The organism is Njordella aestuarii, assembly GCF_056494165.1.
In genome coordinates this window covers 4,869,408-4,886,663 of the sequence record NZ_CM151397.1, presented here as the reverse complement: position 1 = coordinate 4,886,663, position 17,256 = coordinate 4,869,408, and the positions used below count along the sequence as shown (strand labels likewise).

Below are 17,256 nucleotides of genomic sequence, written 5' to 3'. Positions count from 1 at the left end.
CCTTTTTACACGCACAGGTCCCCAATGCCTCCTACTGCTCAAATTGATGAGTCGCGCCGATGGACTTTTCAGCAATGTAAGATCATCGAGCATACTCAGATTGCTTCGTCCACCTGGCAGGTTACGGTCCATGCACCGGAACTTTCGCGAAAAATGGTGCCTGGGCAGTTTGCGATGCTAAGAATTTCGAATCGACAGGATGCGATTCTGGGGCGTGCATTCGCGATGTGGGATCGAACATTCGATGCGACTGGGCCAGTCGGAGTGCAATTTGTGTACCTGGCCAAAGGGCGAATGACCATGCCGCTCTCAAGTCTACCTTCTGGTTCGATGTTAGACGTTTGGGGGCCACTTGGAAACGGTTTTCAAACATCTCCGGTAGATCATCTTGTTCTTGTTGCAGGCGGTGTCGGACAGACGCCGATGTTGACCTTGGCACTGGAAGCACTCGGAAAGCAGCGATTTGGTGAACCGTTCCGAGCGTGCGGCTACGCAAAAAAAGTGACCCTTTGTTATGGCGCTCGCAGCAAGAACTATCTTGCAGGCCTAACCAAGTTCGAGCAGTCTGGACTTAACTTGCTGACATCGACAGAAGACGGTTCACATGGAATTCGTGGTCGCGTCACAGAGGGCCTGCGACAGGTACTTTCTGATCGTAATGAGGGCGAGAGTATGCGAATCGCTTGCTGTGGCCCAGAACCTATGATGGAAGCCGTCGCGGAAATTGCGGCGCAAGCGAATGTAGCCTGCGACGTATCGCTCGAAACTCCAATGGCCTGCGGCATCGGAATATGCTTTTCATGCGTCGCCAAGGTTAAGCAAGAAGACGGCCAATGGGACTACCGCCGTACTTGCATCGAAGGTCCGGTGTTCGATGCAAATCAAATCGCTTGGTAGAGTCGCTGCGTATGACTGAATCGACGCGACTTCTCAAGTGGCTTGGCACATTGCAGGTCGCCCTTCACTGCCCGGACGACCGCTAAGGCAGCAATTTTTTGGGCATACATCATGATTGGCGGGAAATTTTCCAACTGCAAGTTTCGGCCGCGTTGCGTCCATTCGCTCCTCGATCAGCAGCCGGATCAGTTTGACAAAGCGAGGATCTTTAGAGACAGTTGCCGCGCGTCGAAATGCAATACCCTTCTCTTCGCACAATTCCTTCGCCTCGTGGTCCAGATCAAATAGGACTTCCATATGATCTGAGACGAAACCGATCGGATGCAACACGACACTCTGTGGGGCAGAATTCGAATGCAATTCTTCAATGCGGTCGCAGACGTCGGGCGCAAGCCATGGCTGTGTCGGAGGGCCACTTCGGCTTTGGAAGACTAGCTCCCAGTTTTCATGTCCAACCTTTTCAGCGACCAGTCTAGATGTTTCACGAAGTTGCTCTTCATAACGACAGTTTTCTGCCATCGCGTCAGGAATGCTGTGTGCACAGAATAGCACGTGCGCAGATTTCTGTTGGGCGGATGGGAGCGATTCAAGTTCACTACGTAACGCGTCGGCGAGAATTTCAATCAAGAGCGGATGGTTGTAAGGCATACGCAGCTTGTCAATGTGCGGGGCTTCTTCGCCCAGAGTTTGGGCGGCGTCGAAAAGATTCTCTCGGTACTGTCGGCAGCCGCTGTAGGAGCTGAACGATGACGTAAAATACGCGAGCACATTCTTGATGCCATCTTCCTTTAACTTCTGGAATGTGTCACCCAGCATTGGCGTCCAATTCCTGTTGCCCCAATAAATGGGCAGGTCGATTCCACTTTCCTTCAACTCGACTTGAAGTGCCGAAATGATGTCTCGACATTGTTGGTTAATGGGGCTGACGCCGTCGAAATGATAGTAGTGCTCGGCAACTTCCAACATCCTTTCGTGGGGAACATTTTTACCCCGCAAAACATTTTCAAGAAACGGCATTACGTCTTCTCGTTTTTCGGGGCCTCCAAAAGAAACGAATAGAATTGCGTCATATGCCATGGAAGGTTGCGAGTTGGACGTCATTGTTGAAAAGCTATACCAAAGAAACGTAAAAGTGACTGCAGTCTAACCGCATCCATCATGTCTGGCTCTCGCGATGCGAGGGAACAGGCCGCATCTGGTTCGACTCTGAGACATGATAGCTACCCGTAAAGCGTCAGGGTACCCTGTGCAGAATGGCCCGCTAACGAAGCGAGTTGCGGGCAAAATTTAGTGGCTAGAATAGATCGCTGGCAGGCTATGAAACGGCTTCGACGCGACCTTCGACCAATCGAACTACGTGGTCGCAGCGTTTTGCGACTTTTTCATCATGAGTTACCATGACAATCGTGAGCCCTTGTTCCTTGTTCAATCGTTCCAACAATTCGAGAACGCCGTTGCCGGTTTGTTGGTCCAAATTGCCGGTAGGTTCGTCTGCCAAGAGCAAGCGGGGTTTTGAGATGAGAGCGCGGGCAATCGCAGTGCGCTGCATTTCTCCACCCGATAATTCTCTCGGTCGATGATGCAATCGATGCGACAGTCCAACCAACTCCAGCAGTTCTTCGGCGCGTCGTCGAAGTTCAACACGCTGGCGAAGGAAATTGAAAAACGAATATCCAATCATGGAGGGCATCAGAACATTCTCGAGCATCGTGAGTTCTGGCAACAGATGGTAGAACTGGAAGATCATACCAATCTCTTCATTTCGCAGTTTATCACGTTGGCTTCGATTTACGTTGTCGATCCGATTGCCTTCGAAGAAAACTTCACCTTCATCAGGTTTGTCGAGCGTACCTAAGAGGTGCAGTAAGGTACTTTTGCCACTTCCGCTTTGACCTATGATGCAAGTCATTGCGCCTGTGGGAGCATTAAAGTCAACGCCTTTTAAGACAGGTACGGAAACGTTGCCGCGGCTGTAGGATTTGTGCAGACCAATTGCCGAAACCAAGCTCGATTCATTGGCGACGGTAGGATCTGGGAATCGCCGCAATCGTGCTCTTGGGCGTTGTGGATCGACGCGAGCGTCGTTGATAGACACGATGGCGTTATTCATAGCGAAGAGCTTCCACGGGATGCATGCGAGCGGCACGAAGTGAAGGTAGGACACTGGCCAGAACTGCAATTGCAGTGGCGCCAAGGACTACCCAGCAAATCGTAAACGGGTGAACGATAGTAGGAATCTTTGTGAAGTAATACACGGTCGGATCAAAAACTTCCCGGCCAGTAACGTATTCAAGCATCGCCGCGATGTCGTTGATATAGTGAACGAACGTCAGTCCTAGAACTGCGCCAACGCCAGCTCCCGTTATGCCGAGCAACAGTCCATACATCAAAAATATTCCTGCAACGCTGCTGCCGGAAGCTCCGAGGCTTTTGAGAACGCCAATGTCGCGGGTTTTCTCGACGACTATCATGAAGAACGTCGCCAGGATGCCGAACCCAGCCACCGCGATGATCATGAACAGGAGAATATTCAGAATGGTGGTTTCCATTTGAACCGCTGCGAGCAACGGACCTTGCGAATCACGCCATGTATTGACATGCACAAGCGTAGTTTCGGGCGGAAATAATGCACGAAGCTGGTCGCGAGCCGATGCGAGATCAACTCCCGCCTTGAGTTTGATCTGAATGCTGCTGACTGCTTTTTTGCCTGAGGATGGGTCGATCATCCCGCGAGCTTTCTGTAGCTTTTCAATTGGCACAAAAGCAAACGTCGAATCATATTCGCTCATTTGGCTTTCGTAGAGATCGACGACGGTAAAGAGTTCATTGAGGGCACGCGGTGGAGTACCTGCTCCGGGCAAAGCAATCGTTACATCATCGCCTGGCCGAATCAAATAGTGGTCCTGGACAATTCCATCGGCATTTCGATAGCGAATGCTGCCAATACCGATGCCTAGCACCACACCCGTATGTGTTTCATGTTCTGGATCAAATATGTGAGCTTGGCCGTGACCCCCGGATGCAATCGATGGTCCGGCGTTGGGATCGAAGGAATCGGCTGACGCGGGGTTTACGATCCCACCAGTAGTCGTCGACTCTAGCAATGAAGTTGGTGGCACAAACTCGCTTTCTTCCGTCACAACACCGGGATTGACTGTTTGTAGTTGCTTTTGAAGTGCTCGGCGATGCTCGTGTGCAAGCTCGAATTCTTTTTGAAATCGTGCCCACTCGCGGCGATAGTCCCATCCAGATTCAGGGAACGCGACTTTGTCCTTGCCATAGCCGTTCGTGCGAAGTTGGAAATCGATTCGCTGCTTGTTATCTTCATGCAGCAGATACTGGCTAAAATCGCTGACCGAAGCATACGTCTCGCTATCGATACCAATCAGATTGATCTGCTGTGTATGCGATTGCCCGTTGTATTGGAATGTGAGCATTGCCGGCACGGCGACGACAGTCGTTATGCCTTCAATCTGATCACCTAGTTGCCCACGAATCTGTTGTTCGTAGAAGGCTGGATCGGTGATTCCCGTTGTCGAATGACTTTCAACGACGACGTCGGACAGAATACCGTGAATGCGGTTATGCATTTCTTCGGTGAAACCGTCCATGACACTGTTAACGACGATGAGCGTAGCGACGCCCAAAGTTACGGAAACGATCGATGCCAATGCAATCCATCGAGTGCGAAGATAGCGCCAGCACAGCAAAGTCTGGATCATTACGGCAATCCTTGCCAGTCCGATTGATGTCTAAATGAAAATAGCCCAGTCGGCAGTCTAATCAATCTTGGCGGATCAACGGAATATCGGTTCCGAAAGTAACTGAAGTGCTTTCAACAGAATTTGCCAGTTTTGTAGAATTCGTGAACTGCACAGAAAATTCAACGAAAAACTCCGCTTGCAAAGTGAATGCCCGCGGAGTTCTTTAGTCTTGCGTCGCTTGCGAAGGGCCGAGAGCGATCCTTCGCGACCGTGTTTAGCGGCTTACAGGTCGTTGCGCGGAAACAGGACGAATCCGACGTGTAGTGGATGTAGAAGCCGAATGGTTGTCATGTCCGTGATTATGGTCATGGGTTTGAGCAGGTTCGCTGTGAACCGGTGCATGTTCTGACGGCGTTTGGTGGTCGGAGGTCGCCGTTGGACGGGATGCAGGAGTCGGTTCGTCATGGATCGTCGTTCGCGCTGCTGGACTAGGCGAGTGTGTCGCAGTCGGAATACTGGACATTGACCCGGCTGATGCTGCACATGACGCACAATGACCTGGATCGTGTGAGGCAGCTGGTACGTAGCTGCTTAGATTGTGATCGGCATATGTACTTAACGTGGCGCCTGCACAAGAGTCGCAACCCGGACTCGCACATTCACACGCGCCAATATAGGGCAATCCCCATGCGTCCCTGAGTCTTGAAAGAATTGGGCGGTTCACGCCGCAGCTTACGCCTGTAAATTCACCACAGCTTCCGCATGGATCGATAACGGGTGGATGGTTGATCCGTTCATCCCAATAAATCTCGCCACAGCCTTGCGTGCACGGTGAAGCGACTCGGTTCACAACGCGACTCGCCAGACGCGTCGGAAGAACTCCTTGTCCACAAACGCCCGTACCGCATGTGCTACCGCAAGGTCCAGGTGCGATCGCACAGCATCCGCTGAATACCAAGCCAGTGATCGCACAACATCCTGCCGCTATCAATCGTTTGAACATCGTGTTCAACACTCCCCTGTAAAAACACTTCTGCAAATACGCTGGATAACTTATCGGCCCCTACAGTCGTTAAAATCAGTAAATTTTAACATTGGTGGAAAGTAGAGGTCGTCGTTTAAGCTAGCAATGCAAGTGATTTTCACAGCGGCTGCGGAGCCAGGGCACAAAAAAACGCGGGCCAAGCAGACCCGCGTTCGACGCGTTACGAAACTTTGTTAGCGACCTAATTAATCTGAATCAGCCGTAGGGATGTACGGTTCGCGACGAGCATCCGAATTCGACCGTCATTAGATTCTTCGACTGCAGCTTTAAGGTCTTCGCCTGAGTTGACCTGCTGCCCATTCACTTCAAGAATCGCTTCGCCTGGTCGAACCTGTCGCGCGAGCCGGCTATCGGAGGCAACTTCGCGAATTAGCAGACCTTGCGTTTCTTGCAGATTCAATTCTTTGGCTACTTCGTCGGTGACTGGAGTTAGTTTCAGGCCGAGCATTTCAATATTATCGCCAGTGATACTTGAAAGGCGTTCGTCCGTGAGTTCTTCAATCTTGACGGATACCTGCATCTCTTTACCTTTACGTACCAGCGAAAAATTCGCCATCGTACCTGGGCGCAAACCGGCGACATGTCTACGGAGCTGGTCTGGATTTTTCATTTCCTCGCCGTCAATACTTTGAACGACGTCTCCTGTTTCAATTCCTGCCTTGCCGGCCGGGCCATCTTTCGCAACAGCGGTGATTAAAACGCCTTGAGTACTTAGGTCGACGTCAAACTCTTCTCCTTTAGACTCAACCGTGGCGATGCCTGCGCCTAAAAAGCCGCGAACAACATGACCTTCATTGAGAATGTCTTTAAAGACGCGATCGACCATCCTCGAAGGGATTGCGAAACCAATTCCGTTAAAGCTACCGCTTCGAGATGCTATAGCTGTGTTGATCCCGATCAATTCGCCCCGTAGGTTTAGAAGCGGCCCGCCGCTGTTTCCAGGATTGATCGCAGCATCGGTCTGAATGAAGTCATCGTACTGCGTGATATTGAAATCGGTGCGATTCGTCGCACTGACAATGCCTGCCGTCACAGTTTGTGAAAGTCCAAATGGCGAGCCGATTGCAACTACCCAGTCGCCCACTTCCACCGTTGCGGAGTTGCCCATTTTGACCGGAACGAGTCCTGTTGCATCGATCTTTATGATGGCCAAGTCGCCACGAGGGTCGGTGCCTACGATTTTAGCTTCAAGTTCGCGATCATCACTGAGTTGGACTCGTACTTTGTCTGCGCCTTCGACGACGTGATTGTTCGTCACAATGTAACCGTCTTCACTAACGATTACGCCGGAGCCCGAGCCGCGTTCAATTTCACGTGGTTCTTGAGATTGTTGCTCCTCCGCTTCAGGCATTTGAAATCGTCGGCCATTTCCATTGCCGAAAAATTCATAAAACTCTTCAGGCAAACCTTCGGGCAAACCTCCAAACGGCGATCCGAACGGAGCACCACCGCGCGGTGCGGAGCGACGTCGATTCAGTTCAGGATGCTTGCTCGTATCAATAATTTGCGTGACGCTGACAACGGAAGGCTTAACGATCTTGGCAACATTGCGAAATGCAACTGACAGCGAGTCTGCCTGTGCGATAGCGGACGAATCTGTTTCAGTTTGCGCCGCCTCAGCGACCGCTAATTGCTGAGCGTACAGTTGAGAAGGGCCGTTGGTCTCGCTACTGAAATAAAGAACTGAGACAGGAGCGGCGGCGACGGCGCTCAGGATGCCTAGTCGCAGCCAATGCCTAGCGGCTGAGTTTTTTTGCATCGTATACTTCCTTAAGATCGATTTGTAAGTTTGGCCAGTTTTCTACTTCCAGGGCAAATGACTTGCCATCCAGCTAGAAAAACTGAATTCTTCAAATACGGAGTTTGTGCGGGAAACGGTTCATCGACTGACCGACAAAATTCAAGAATGGAACGAGCGAAAAAGTAGTTTAAGCGGCTAGATCAATGATCAAGGACGTTCTGAGCCACCTTTTTAAGTGCGACATTTTCTGCGACGATGAACCTCAGAGTGATTGTCAAGGAACTTCGAAGTCTGCTTGCCATTCAGAAAAGTTAAAGCTCTTCACTTTCAATCCGCCCGAATTGATCCTTTCCAGCCTTTAAAAGTGAGTTCATTGAAATGCTGCAACTTGGATTTGCTAGTGCCATACTTCCCGATATCAGCTTCGATGAGGTCTTCTCAATTGCGAGTCAGATCGGTTTTAAGTGCGTGGAAACGATGTGCTGGCCGCCTAGCAAAGCCGAGCGGCGTTATTCAGGAATTACACACATCGATATTTCTGACTGTGACCAAGCTGCCGTAGCAAAGATCGAAAAGACGGTTCAGGACACGGGTGTTGCGATCAGCGCGCTAGGCTATTACCCGAATTGCTTGACAGCGGATCAAGCGCAAGCTGAGGTCGCCATTGAGCATCTGAAACGCTTGATTGCATTTGCGCCAACACTGAATGTTAGTCGCGTAAACACTTTCATTGGGCGTGATGAACGACAAAATGTGGACGAGAACTGGCCTAAGTTGTTGAAAGTCTGGAAACCGATCGTTGATCTGGCGGAAAAGCATAACATCAAGATTGGCATTGAGAACTGCCCGATGTTTTTCTCTGCTGACGAGTGGCCGGGGGGCAAAAACATTGCTACCTCACCAAAGATTTGGCGACGTCTATTCTCAGATTTGGGCAGTCCTAATTTAGGCTTAAATTACGATCCGTCGCATCTTGTCTGGCAACAGATGGATTACCTGCTTCCGCTGACTCAATTTGCGGATCGCATCTTTCACGTTCATGCGAAAGATGTAAGGCTGGATATCGACAAACTAAATCAAGTTGGGATTTTGGCGCATCCGCAAGAGTACCACACCCCGAAATTGCCGGGCTTGGGCGAGATTAACTGGGGAAGGTTCTTCTCAGTGCTGCTGGACTCAGGCTATCGGGGGCCCGTCTGCGTTGAAGTTGAAGATCGGGCTTACGAGCATTCGTTCCAAACTCGCGTCGATTCTCTGCGCCAGTCACACACATATCTCCAACAATTTGCCTGCTTCAGTTAACCTTAAAATTTCGTAGATTCAAGCAACTATTTTAAACGGGGATCTAACGTGAGTGGCTTACCAGAATACCAATCGCCGCCTCCACTAGGAACGACCTCACCGCCAAAGTCGCGTTGTGGGTGCTTCATGGTTGGGTGTCTCTCTGTTTTTGTCATTGGTCTGTTAGGTGTGCTTGGGACAGGCGTTGGCGGATATTACCTTTATAAATCTCAGATCAACAAATACACTTCCGAACAACCTCGCGTCTTACCCGTCGCAGAGGTAGACGAGGAACGTCTCAAAGAGTTACAGACAACGTTCGCATCGTTTAAAGAAGATGTGGAAGCAGGGAAAACCCCGCAGCAGCTTATCCTGACCGAGGATGACATCAATGCCATGATCAGTGAAAACAAAGACATTCGTGGGCATGTGCATGTTAAGATTCAAGAAGGGAAGATAGCGGCTGAGGTTAGTTTCCCAACCGACGCTATACCAGGCGCTAAAGGGCGTTATTTCAATGGATCCATTTCATTAAACGCCTCCTTGGAAGATGGAGTCTTGTTAGTGCTGTTGCAAGATGCTGAGGTCAACGGGACCCCGATACCCGAAAGTTTCATGACAGAGTTTCGTAAGGAAAATCTGGCAAAAGATATCTATAAAGATCCTGAGACGGCGGCGAAACTTAAACTTTTCGAGAAACTTGAGGTCCGAGATAATCAAATCATCTTGACGCCAAAACCGGCGGAAGCTTTGGAGGAAGACGCGGCAGTGGCTGAACCGATGGAAGGACTTGAGAAAACTAATCAAGTCGAGTCTGAGGATGCCCAGGCTATACCTTGAGTGGGGTGTCCTTCGTAACAAAACCGAGCGATTTTCCTCGATCAGTATCTTGGTTTCAAACTCATCGCTACAAACCAAGCTGCGGAGCTGCGGAACCGTCACTTACATCTAGCTCGACTCGGTCGAACCCTGATCATAACGAGCCTGGCAAGCAACTCAAGGACGAGCTTGGTGGAGTTTAGCCCGCCAATCGCACGCTACGAACGCCGTTCAAGTGGGCTAATTTACTTGACGGATCAAGTGGCTGCCATCTTACGCTTTGGCGGGATAAAGCCATAGGCAAAGCAGCCCAACATTGTCGTCCAGAAGAGAATTGTTTCGGGGCGACGCATATCGTGGAAATTCAAGATGTGCGGCGCTTGCTCCGAATGCGCGGCAGGTTTGGCGTGACCTAGAGGCCAGCTCGTTTCCAACCATTTGTCATAGTTGGCTGCAACCGCAACTCGTTTCTGCTCGAACTCTTGGAATGACTGATGCCATGAACCTAGTCGGTTTGCCAAACCTGGCGTTTTGTCAAACGACCAGTCGCTATTGCATCCCCAATCCAAAACGAGTTTTATTCCGATGATGGCAACTAACAAGTAAGCTGATAGTTCGAATCGCGGGAATTTGTCCAACAAACGAATGAACATCGAGGCTGCGAAACGCATGAGGATAACCCCAAGCAAGCCTCCGACTACAACAACCCAAAGTTTTTGCGGATTTGAGCCGGCCAAGGCCATAGCGGCTAAAATCGAATCGACTGCGAAAGCGATATCGGTCAGCTCGATGATGATGACCATCTTCCAGAAAGATGCAGGCTTGAACGCACCCCCGGACGAAGCCTTGCCAGTCGCATCCAACGTTCGGCTGGTACTCTCGTAGGGTTGATTGACAAGTGACGCGCCGATTGGGATTCGCTGTTCAATTTCAATATTCTCGCGATCAACGTCCAGCTCTTCTCCGGTTTCCGAGTCGACTAAATGAGGGGCTCCCTCTTCATCAATGGTGTATCGCTCGTCATCTTCACCGCTTTCAAACATCAGATGTTTTACGGCAATATAGACCAGGTAGCCGCCACCCAGCAGCTTCACAAACGTCCACTGCAGCAGGAAGCTGGCGGTGCCGATCGCGATGACGCGAAAGACAAACGCGCCGATAAGTCCATAAGATAGCGCTCGGGTTCGCATATGCTTGGGAAGTCGCTTGGCGAGAATACCAAGTACCAACGCATTATCGATCGAAAGCAGGCCTTCCAGTATGACCAGAAGTCCGACGACCATCAGGTCGGGCCATTCTAAGAGTTGGCCGAAAATGTTGATATCAGCCAACAACACGAAAGCGAAAGGATTAAGCATAAATGGGATGAAGCTTCCCAGGGGTGAGGCGGGAATAGGTCGAAGAAAAAGCTTGCTTTTTTACGCTGGGAAGCGAAACCAAGAAGATAACCGAGATCGATACGATAGGGAAAGAGAGGGTATTAGCACATGCGAGGTGACGAAATGTGGCAAACGGTCGCTAAACGCCATGTACGCAGATATGAAATTGGCTGGTATCATAGGGCAGAAATCATTAAAACCGAAGCAATTCCTCTCAATTATCTAATATTCCTGTGCGTGTCGTCATCCAGCCGTCAGCAAACGAAGCAGTCGAGTTCGCTGCCGAAATCATCCGTGAGGCCGTCGTTCAAAAGCCTACTGCGGTCATTGGCCTGGCAACTGGAGGTACCATGGAGCCTCTCTATAGCAACCTGATTGCCAAACACCAAGCACAGATGCTTTCCTTCGCGAACGTCACGACTTTCAATCTGGACGAATACGTGGGATTACCCGTGGGCAGTCACCAAAGTTATCGACACTTTATGAATCGTATGCTGTTCGACAATGTCGACATCGATATGTCGCGAACTCACGTTCCAAACGGACATGCAGAACAACTGGACGAAGAATGCGTTCGATACGAAGACGCGATTCGGCGGGCGGGAGGAATCGACTTACAGCTATTGGGCATTGGAAGCGATGGCCATATAGGCTTTAATGAGCCTGGAAGTTCATTGGCGTCACGGACGCGAGTAAAGTCACTCGCAATGCGGACACGAACCGACAACGCAAGGTTTTTTGAATCTTTGGCCGACGTGCCGAAAACGGCAATCACGATGGGGATTGCCACGATACTGGACTCGAGGCATATCCTGTTGTTGGCAACGGGGGCTTCGAAGGCCTCCGCCGTGAAATCTGCAGTGGAAGGTCCGGTGAGTGCTTTAGTTACGGCTTCGGCCTTACAATTGCATCCGCATGTCGTGCTTGTGGCCGACAGGGCCGCCGCGGCACAATTGCAACATGCAGCTGACTACGAGGCAGCCGAAGAACAACGCCAGCTTTTACAAAAACAATATTGATACATGAGATTTGTTGCAAACATCGATGGGCAGACGAAAACGGAAAAGTTCGTCGCCTACCTGCTATCCCAGAATATCTCTGCGCACATCGAAAAATCTTCGAACAATCCTTCTCAGTGGGAGGTCTGGGTTCGCGACGAAGATCGCTTGGCCGACGCGCGAAACTTTTTAGGTGATTTTGAAAACAACCCCGACGATGTTCGCTACGGCGAGGCAGTTAAGAAAGCCGAAGACATCGTCCGTGCGAGGCGCGAACGAATAGCGGCCGCCAGTCGTAACACGCGGACTTCAAAGGACCTGTTTCGAAACGACCTTGTTGCCGGGAAAGTCCCACCCATCACAAAAGTACTGCTCGCTTTTGCAGTTGTCGTGACGTTGATGACTGGTTTGGGAAAGCCTGGCTCACGGAATGAAATCGGTCAAACGATGCTGAACGAACTTATGTTTGTCAGTGATGCCGACTATAAAGCGAGCGAAGGAGATCCGCTCGCGAGTATTCGTAAATACGAGCTGTGGCGTGTGATCACCCCGATTTTTCTACATTTCGACTTCTTCCATATTTTGTTCAATGCATTCATGCTCGTGAGTTTGGGGCGAATGACAGAGCGATTGGAGGGCTCAGGGCGATTTGCAATCCTGGTACTAGTCATCGCGATTTTCTCAAATTGTTTGCAGGGAATCCTTCCCGTTGAGTACATGGGAAGTCCCTTCTTTGGTGGATTGTCGGGGGTCGTGTATGGTCTATTTGGATTCATTTGGGTCCGGACCACGCTCAATCCCTCGATTGGAATTGCTCTAGCGCCCATGATTGTTGTGATTATGCTCGCTTGGTTGTTTCTCAATATGACGGGAACCTTCGGCGGAGATAGGATTGCAAACATGGCCCATTTAGGTGGCCTCATCAGCGGTGCATTTCTGGGTTTTTTAGCTGAACGAACACGGGCTTGATTAGTTTGAACGAATTGATGCGCTTTACAATGAATGAGAGTTGTCTAAGACCAGCATGAACCATCAAACCGTCCCGGTTTCACTTGCCGAGCGATCTTACGATATTCAAATCGCTTCTAATACCTTCGCGGTCGATTCTGCCATCTGGCAGAATGTATTTAGTACTTTGAAACCGTTCAACCACGCAGTCGTGATCAGCGATGAAGGAGTTCGGCAGACGATCGGCACATCGATTCTTGCACTGCTGGAGCAGAGAAACATACGACTTGATTCAGTCGTGGTGCCCAGTGGCGAGGCTAGCAAATGTACGGAACAACTTGAGAAACTTTGGACCGCAATGCTCAGGTGCAAGACTGATCGCAAGAGCGTGGTCTTCGCAGTTGGCGGCGGTGTTGTCGGCGATTTGGCGGGCTTTGCGGCTGCTACATTTGCACGCGGGCTGAGGTTTGTTCAAGTGCCTACGACCCTCTTGGCAATGGTCGACAGCAGCGTGGGAGGAAAGACGGGAATCAATCTTCCAGAGGCAAAGAACATCGTTGGCGCCTTCTGGCAACCTTCCGCTGTTGTAATCGACACTGATACGCTGCAAACGTTGCCGGAACGTGAATACCTGAGTGGACTTGCTGAAGTCATCAAATATGGCGTAATCATGCGAGACGAATTTTTTTCGCTACTTGAAAATGCCACCGAGGAATTGTGTCGTCGCGATCTTGGCACTTTGAAGAATGTGATCGCAGAGAGCTGCCGATGTAAAGCGGAGGTTGTTCGTCAAGACGAACGCGAAACGACGGGGTTGCGTGCGATTCTGAATTATGGTCACACTTTTGCGCACGCCATCGAGGCAACATCTGGCTATGGTGCATTGTTGCATGGAGAAGCGGTTTCGATCGGGATGGCGATGGCAGGACAACTTGCAGTTTACCTAGAGATGTTCGATCCCAATTCGCTGGCACGACAAAATCGATTGCTCAGCAACGTCGGCCTACCGACCGACTATTCGAATTATTGCTTAGAGACGCTTTGGAATGCTATGCAAAGCGACAAGAAGGTCGAGCAAGGTAAGTTAGGCTTTATTTTGCCCACAAGACTGGGTGAAGTGAAGCGAGTTGAGGGTATCTCATTTTCTCAAGTTCAAGCCGCGCTTCGGACTTGAACAAGGCGTACACATTACAAAGGCTGACGCAAATGATAAGCTCCAGACGGCATTTTCTACAGACCTCCGCTGCGGCAACGGCAGTCGCCTCGATTACAAGGATTGCTCTGCCCGACGACTGGCCGCAGTGGCGTGGTGTCGAACGCGACGGTGTTTGGAATGAGGATGGAATCGTCGAACAGTTACCAACGCCAAGCATACCTATCAAGTGGACAAAACCGATCGGCGCTGGCTATAGCGGGCCCACGATCGCTCAAGGTAGAGTGTTTGTTACGGACCGCGTCGCGAATCCAGAACAGATTGAAAGGATTCACTGTTTCGATGCCAACAATGGTGCTTCACTGTGGTCGATTACTTACGATTGTCCCTACACGATTCAATATGCTGCTGGCCCTCGCGCGTCTGTCGCGATCGAAGGAGAAACTGCCTATGCTCTTGGAGCGATGGGGCACCTCCATGCCGTCAATGTCAAGGACGGTACAATTGTTTGGAAAAGAGGTCTAGAGAAAGAGCTGCCGATCAAGATGCCGATTTGGGGAATATCTGCTTCTCCCATCATCGCAGACGGCTTAATTGTCTCGCAAGTCGGCGGTGCTGACGGTGCCTGTATCTTGGCATTGGACACGACTACGGGGGAAGAACGCTGGCGGGCACTGAATGAAGACGCGCAATACTCCGCTCCGATTCTGATTACCCAAGCCGGAAGGAAGGTGATTGTCGTTTGGACTGGAGAAAGTATCAGTGGGATCGATCTTGCAACCGGCAAAATTCACTGGCGAATTCCATTTAAAGTGACACGAATGCCGATCGGTGTTGCAACTCCAGTCGTCAATGGAGATCGCATCTTTGTGACGTCATTTTACGATGGATCGATGATGGTAAAGTTCTCGCCGGATGAACTTTCTGCCACGCTTTTATGGCATGTGATTGGCAAAGACGAGCAGCACACGGAAGCTCTTCATTCCATCATTAGCACGCCAGTCTTCGTGGGAGACTATATCTATGGCGTGGATAGCTATGGGCAACTTCGTTGTTTAGATGCAATTAACGGTGCACGAGTTTGGGAAGATTTAACTGTGACGCCTCAAGATCGATGGAGCACAGTGCACTTTGTACAAAATGGCAAACGGTTCTGGTTGTTGAACGAGGCTGGTGAGCTGATTATTGCGAATCTGTCGCCACAGGGTTACACCGAGATTTCGAGATCGTTTTTGATAAAGCCGACCCTAGATCAGCTTTCACGACGAGGGAATAAAGGGGTTTGTTGGTCGCATCCAGCTTTCGCAAACCGTCACGTTTATGCCCGCAATGACGAAGAGTTGCTGTGCGCTTCGCTGGCAGCCGAGCAAAAGTAACTTTTCAAGCCGGGGGGGCTCGTCAAGTTTACATATAACTTGACGTGGACTGACTGAATGGCTCGCCCATGCGTTCGTGCAGATGAGGCGAGAACTTCATATAGTTCCAGTGGCGATAAGCGTCATTTTGCTCGAGAAGATTGGCATGTTTGCCAGCCGCCGCCAACCTGCCTTCCTGCAAGAAGAGGACTTGATGAGCGGCCCACAGTGTCTTAGAGCGAGCGGGCAATACTATAACGATAGCGCCCGCAGCGGCAATGTTCTCAAGCGCAAGCCGCGATTCTTCCTCGATTTGTCTGTCTCCGACTGACCATGGTTCACGAACCACAACGATTGGACGTTGCAGCGTGAGCGCTCGCGCCAATCCCAATCGGAAAGGTGTATCGTTGGGAAGACGGTCATCAGCATGCGAAATAACCGTTGATAAACCATCGCTTAACGCTCGGATTGGCTCGAGACAAAATGTCTTCTCAAGATTGCCGTGCAAGTCTGCCGTATCGACTTCTTTGGAGTGGGTTGAACGCAAGTTTTCAGTGACACTGCCAGTAAACAATGGCCCGTCCGGTGACACCCAACATGATAAACCAGCGATCTGTTCTGGTGAAAGTTGGGAAAGATTGATTCCATTGAAAAGCAGTTGTCCTCGCGAAGGACGTCCGAAACCCAGCAGCAACTCGGCAAGGGAATTTTGCTCAATCGAATCGTCAGCAACGATAGCGATAACTTCTCCGCGATGTAAAGTCGCTGTTATGTCTGTGAGTAAGGGTTCGTCGCTGTAGCTGCGTAAGGAGACGCCTTGGAATTCAACTTTGGTAAGTGGCAATTCCACTTTGGAAATCGTCTTCGGGGCAACTACTGGTTTGGGTTGCGTTAGGAGCGAAACGACATGATCAACGTTGCGAGATACTTTTCCTAGAGACTGAAAGGCTTTTAGCATACGTGTCAGGCTGTACGCGGCTATCGCGATAGCAAGGAGCAACACGATGACCGCAATTGCCGAGAGTTGTACATCTGCACGCAATACGCGGACAGCGGCAGTAAACATTAGAGCGCACGTGAGCAGTGCAATTAATGCGATCGAAAAAGGTACTTTCCAAACGCTATGATCATCAATGGCCACCTCTAGCTTTCTCAACGGCGAAATTTCTGTATTAAAAGCCGCTTGCGTTATGGATTGCGGGTGAATCGTGCCTAGCAAAGGACTGGAGGCGCACCAATCGGCTAACTTTTCGGCTGCAAAGTTTCGACGTTCTAAGAGTACTGGTCGATTTCTGCGCTGACGGCGATCAATGGTGGAGAACACTCGTCGCACGAGAATCGCGGCGATGATTGACAGACTGGCGAGCAATGGGTCGATCAACATAGCGATCGTTGCACAAGCGAGCATCTGCATCAAATGCCGTGGGCCGCCTCGAAACCAGTTAGTGGTTGCATCACGAATGGCAGGGATGTCGTTGGCGATCAGTGATCGCAATTGAGTTTGCATGCCAGACAGGCTCTTTTGACGCGTCAAAAACTGCAGTTGCTCGAATACAGCGTGGTGTTGAGCGAAGCTGCGATCTATGGCGGTGCGTGCGGCGAGCTTATAGATACCATAAATCGCCAAAGTGATTCCGCAAACAATGAATAGAATCATGGCCAAGAGCGCCGTTGCCCCGCGCAAAACACCCTGGTCAGCTTCCAGCCAACTGGAGCTGATGGTCAAATTCGGCCCCAATTCAATCATTGCCGGCAGTGACTTGGTTTGAGAATATCGCTCAAGCAGTTCCCAGAACCAACCGAACAAGACCAGCAATATCGCCGTACCGCAAGCTGATCCGGTACTCAGCACCCAAATTGGAAGGCTGGTCACGTGCGATTGCGTAAGACCGCGGAATCGCTTCAAAGGGTTAGAAAGCACGAGTAAAGCTCTCGT

13 protein-coding genes are annotated in these 17,256 nt (G+C 50.5%); 7 read left to right on the top strand and 6 right to left on the bottom strand.

Annotation, left to right across the window (positions count from 1 at the left end; genetic code table 11):
* The first annotated feature begins 24 nt into the window (after positions 1-24).
* On the top strand, positions 25-897 hold the full coding sequence (locus tag SH451x_RS19245) for a dihydroorotate dehydrogenase electron transfer subunit (protein ID WP_479358661.1): 873 nt from the start codon (positions 25-27) through the stop codon (positions 895-897).
* Between the two features lie 33 nt (positions 898-930).
* On the opposite strand, the gene SH451x_RS19240 is transcribed toward SH451x_RS19245, so the two are convergent.
* From SH451x_RS19240 to SH451x_RS19225, 4 genes are all read right to left on the bottom strand, one after another.
* The gene (locus tag SH451x_RS19240; protein ID WP_479358660.1) at positions 931-1,998 is read right to left on the bottom strand and encodes a ferrochelatase; all 1,068 of its coding nucleotides are present in this window, start codon (positions 1,996-1,998) and stop codon (positions 931-933) included.
* Between the two features lie 214 nt (positions 1,999-2,212).
* Complete coding sequence (locus tag SH451x_RS19235; RefSeq protein WP_479358659.1) at positions 2,213-3,007, bottom strand: ABC transporter ATP-binding protein; 795 nt, start codon at positions 3,005-3,007, stop codon at positions 2,213-2,215.
* Positions 3,000-4,619, bottom strand: coding sequence for an ABC transporter permease (locus tag SH451x_RS19230; RefSeq protein WP_479358657.1), 1,620 nt, complete (start codon positions 4,617-4,619; stop codon positions 3,000-3,002). The genes SH451x_RS19235 and SH451x_RS19230 overlap by 8 nt, the downstream gene beginning before the upstream one ends.
* Positions 4,620-5,827: 1,208 nt before the next feature.
* Positions 5,828-7,405: a Do family serine endopeptidase gene (locus SH451x_RS19225; RefSeq protein WP_479358656.1), complete on the bottom strand. Its 1,578-nt coding sequence runs from the start codon at positions 7,403-7,405 to the stop codon at positions 5,828-5,830.
* A gap of 360 nt (positions 7,406-7,765) precedes the next feature.
* On the opposite strand from SH451x_RS19225, the gene SH451x_RS19220 reads away from it, so the two are divergent.
* Both SH451x_RS19220 and SH451x_RS19215 read left to right on the top strand, forming a co-directional pair.
* Positions 7,766-8,689, top strand: a complete 924-nt coding sequence (locus tag SH451x_RS19220; protein WP_479358654.1) for a sugar phosphate isomerase/epimerase family protein — start codon at positions 7,766-7,768, stop codon at positions 8,687-8,689.
* A 126-nt stretch (positions 8,690-8,815) separates the two neighbouring features.
* On the top strand, positions 8,816-9,508 hold the full coding sequence (locus tag SH451x_RS19215) for a hypothetical protein (protein ID WP_479358653.1): 693 nt from the start codon (positions 8,816-8,818) through the stop codon (positions 9,506-9,508).
* Between the two features lie 236 nt (positions 9,509-9,744).
* On the opposite strand, the gene SH451x_RS19210 is transcribed toward SH451x_RS19215, so the two are convergent.
* Entirely contained in the window at positions 9,745-10,845 is a 1,101-nt protein-coding gene (locus tag SH451x_RS19210) for a TerC family protein (protein ID WP_479358652.1), read from the bottom strand.
* Between the two features lie 254 nt (positions 10,846-11,099).
* Here SH451x_RS19210 and nagB point away from each other — a divergent pair, with 254 nt between their 5' ends.
* From nagB to SH451x_RS19190, 4 genes are read left to right on the top strand one after another with little or no spacing between them, the layout of a single operon-like run.
* A complete protein-coding gene (nagB, locus tag SH451x_RS19205) occupies positions 11,100-11,885 on the top strand; it encodes a glucosamine-6-phosphate deaminase (RefSeq protein WP_479358651.1) in 786 nt (261 codons plus the stop codon).
* A gap of 3 nt (positions 11,886-11,888) precedes the next feature.
* On the top strand, positions 11,889-12,833 hold the full coding sequence (locus tag SH451x_RS19200; RefSeq protein ID WP_479358650.1) for a rhomboid family intramembrane serine protease: 945 nt from the start codon (positions 11,889-11,891) through the stop codon (positions 12,831-12,833).
* A gap of 55 nt (positions 12,834-12,888) precedes the next feature.
* Positions 12,889-13,986 (top strand): 3-dehydroquinate synthase, encoded by a 1,098-nt coding sequence (aroB, locus tag SH451x_RS19195; RefSeq protein ID WP_479358648.1) that lies wholly within the window; start codon positions 12,889-12,891, stop codon positions 13,984-13,986.
* Between the two features lie 32 nt (positions 13,987-14,018).
* The gene (locus tag SH451x_RS19190) at positions 14,019-15,341 is read left to right on the top strand and encodes a PQQ-binding-like beta-propeller repeat protein (protein ID WP_479358647.1); all 1,323 of its coding nucleotides are present in this window, start codon (positions 14,019-14,021) and stop codon (positions 15,339-15,341) included.
* A gap of 28 nt (positions 15,342-15,369) precedes the next feature.
* On the opposite strand, the gene SH451x_RS19185 is transcribed toward SH451x_RS19190, so the two are convergent.
* The gene (locus SH451x_RS19185; protein WP_479358646.1) at positions 15,370-17,241 is read right to left on the bottom strand and encodes an ABC transporter ATP-binding protein; all 1,872 of its coding nucleotides are present in this window, start codon (positions 17,239-17,241) and stop codon (positions 15,370-15,372) included.
* Positions 17,242-17,256 lie beyond the last annotated feature (15 nt).

Bases quoted from the DNA above. Each gene is read 5' to 3' on its own strand.
- SH451x_RS19245 (WP_479358661.1), top strand. From the start codon at position 25: ATGCCTCCTACTGCTCAAATTGATGAGTCGCGCCGATGGACTTTTCAG.
- SH451x_RS19240 (WP_479358660.1), bottom strand. From the start codon at position 1,998: ATGACGTCCAACTCGCAACCTTCCATGGCATATGACGCAATTCTATTC.
- SH451x_RS19235 (WP_479358659.1), bottom strand. From the start codon at position 3,007: ATGAATAACGCCATCGTGTCTATCAACGACGCTCGCGTCGATCCACAA.
- SH451x_RS19230 (WP_479358657.1), bottom strand. From the start codon at position 4,619: ATGATCCAGACTTTGCTGTGCTGGCGCTATCTTCGCACTCGATGGATT.
- SH451x_RS19225 (WP_479358656.1), bottom strand. From the start codon at position 7,405: ATGCAAAAAAACTCAGCCGCTAGGCATTGGCTGCGACTAGGCATCCTG.
- SH451x_RS19220 (WP_479358654.1), top strand. From the start codon at position 7,766: ATGCTGCAACTTGGATTTGCTAGTGCCATACTTCCCGATATCAGCTTC.
- SH451x_RS19215 (WP_479358653.1), top strand. From the start codon at position 8,816: ATGGTTGGGTGTCTCTCTGTTTTTGTCATTGGTCTGTTAGGTGTGCTT.
- SH451x_RS19210 (WP_479358652.1), bottom strand. From the start codon at position 10,845: ATGCTTAATCCTTTCGCTTTCGTGTTGTTGGCTGATATCAACATTTTC.
- SH451x_RS19200 (WP_479358650.1), top strand. From the start codon at position 11,889: ATGAGATTTGTTGCAAACATCGATGGGCAGACGAAAACGGAAAAGTTC.
- aroB (WP_479358648.1), top strand. From the start codon at position 12,889: ATGAACCATCAAACCGTCCCGGTTTCACTTGCCGAGCGATCTTACGAT.
- SH451x_RS19190 (WP_479358647.1), top strand. From the start codon at position 14,019: ATGATAAGCTCCAGACGGCATTTTCTACAGACCTCCGCTGCGGCAACG.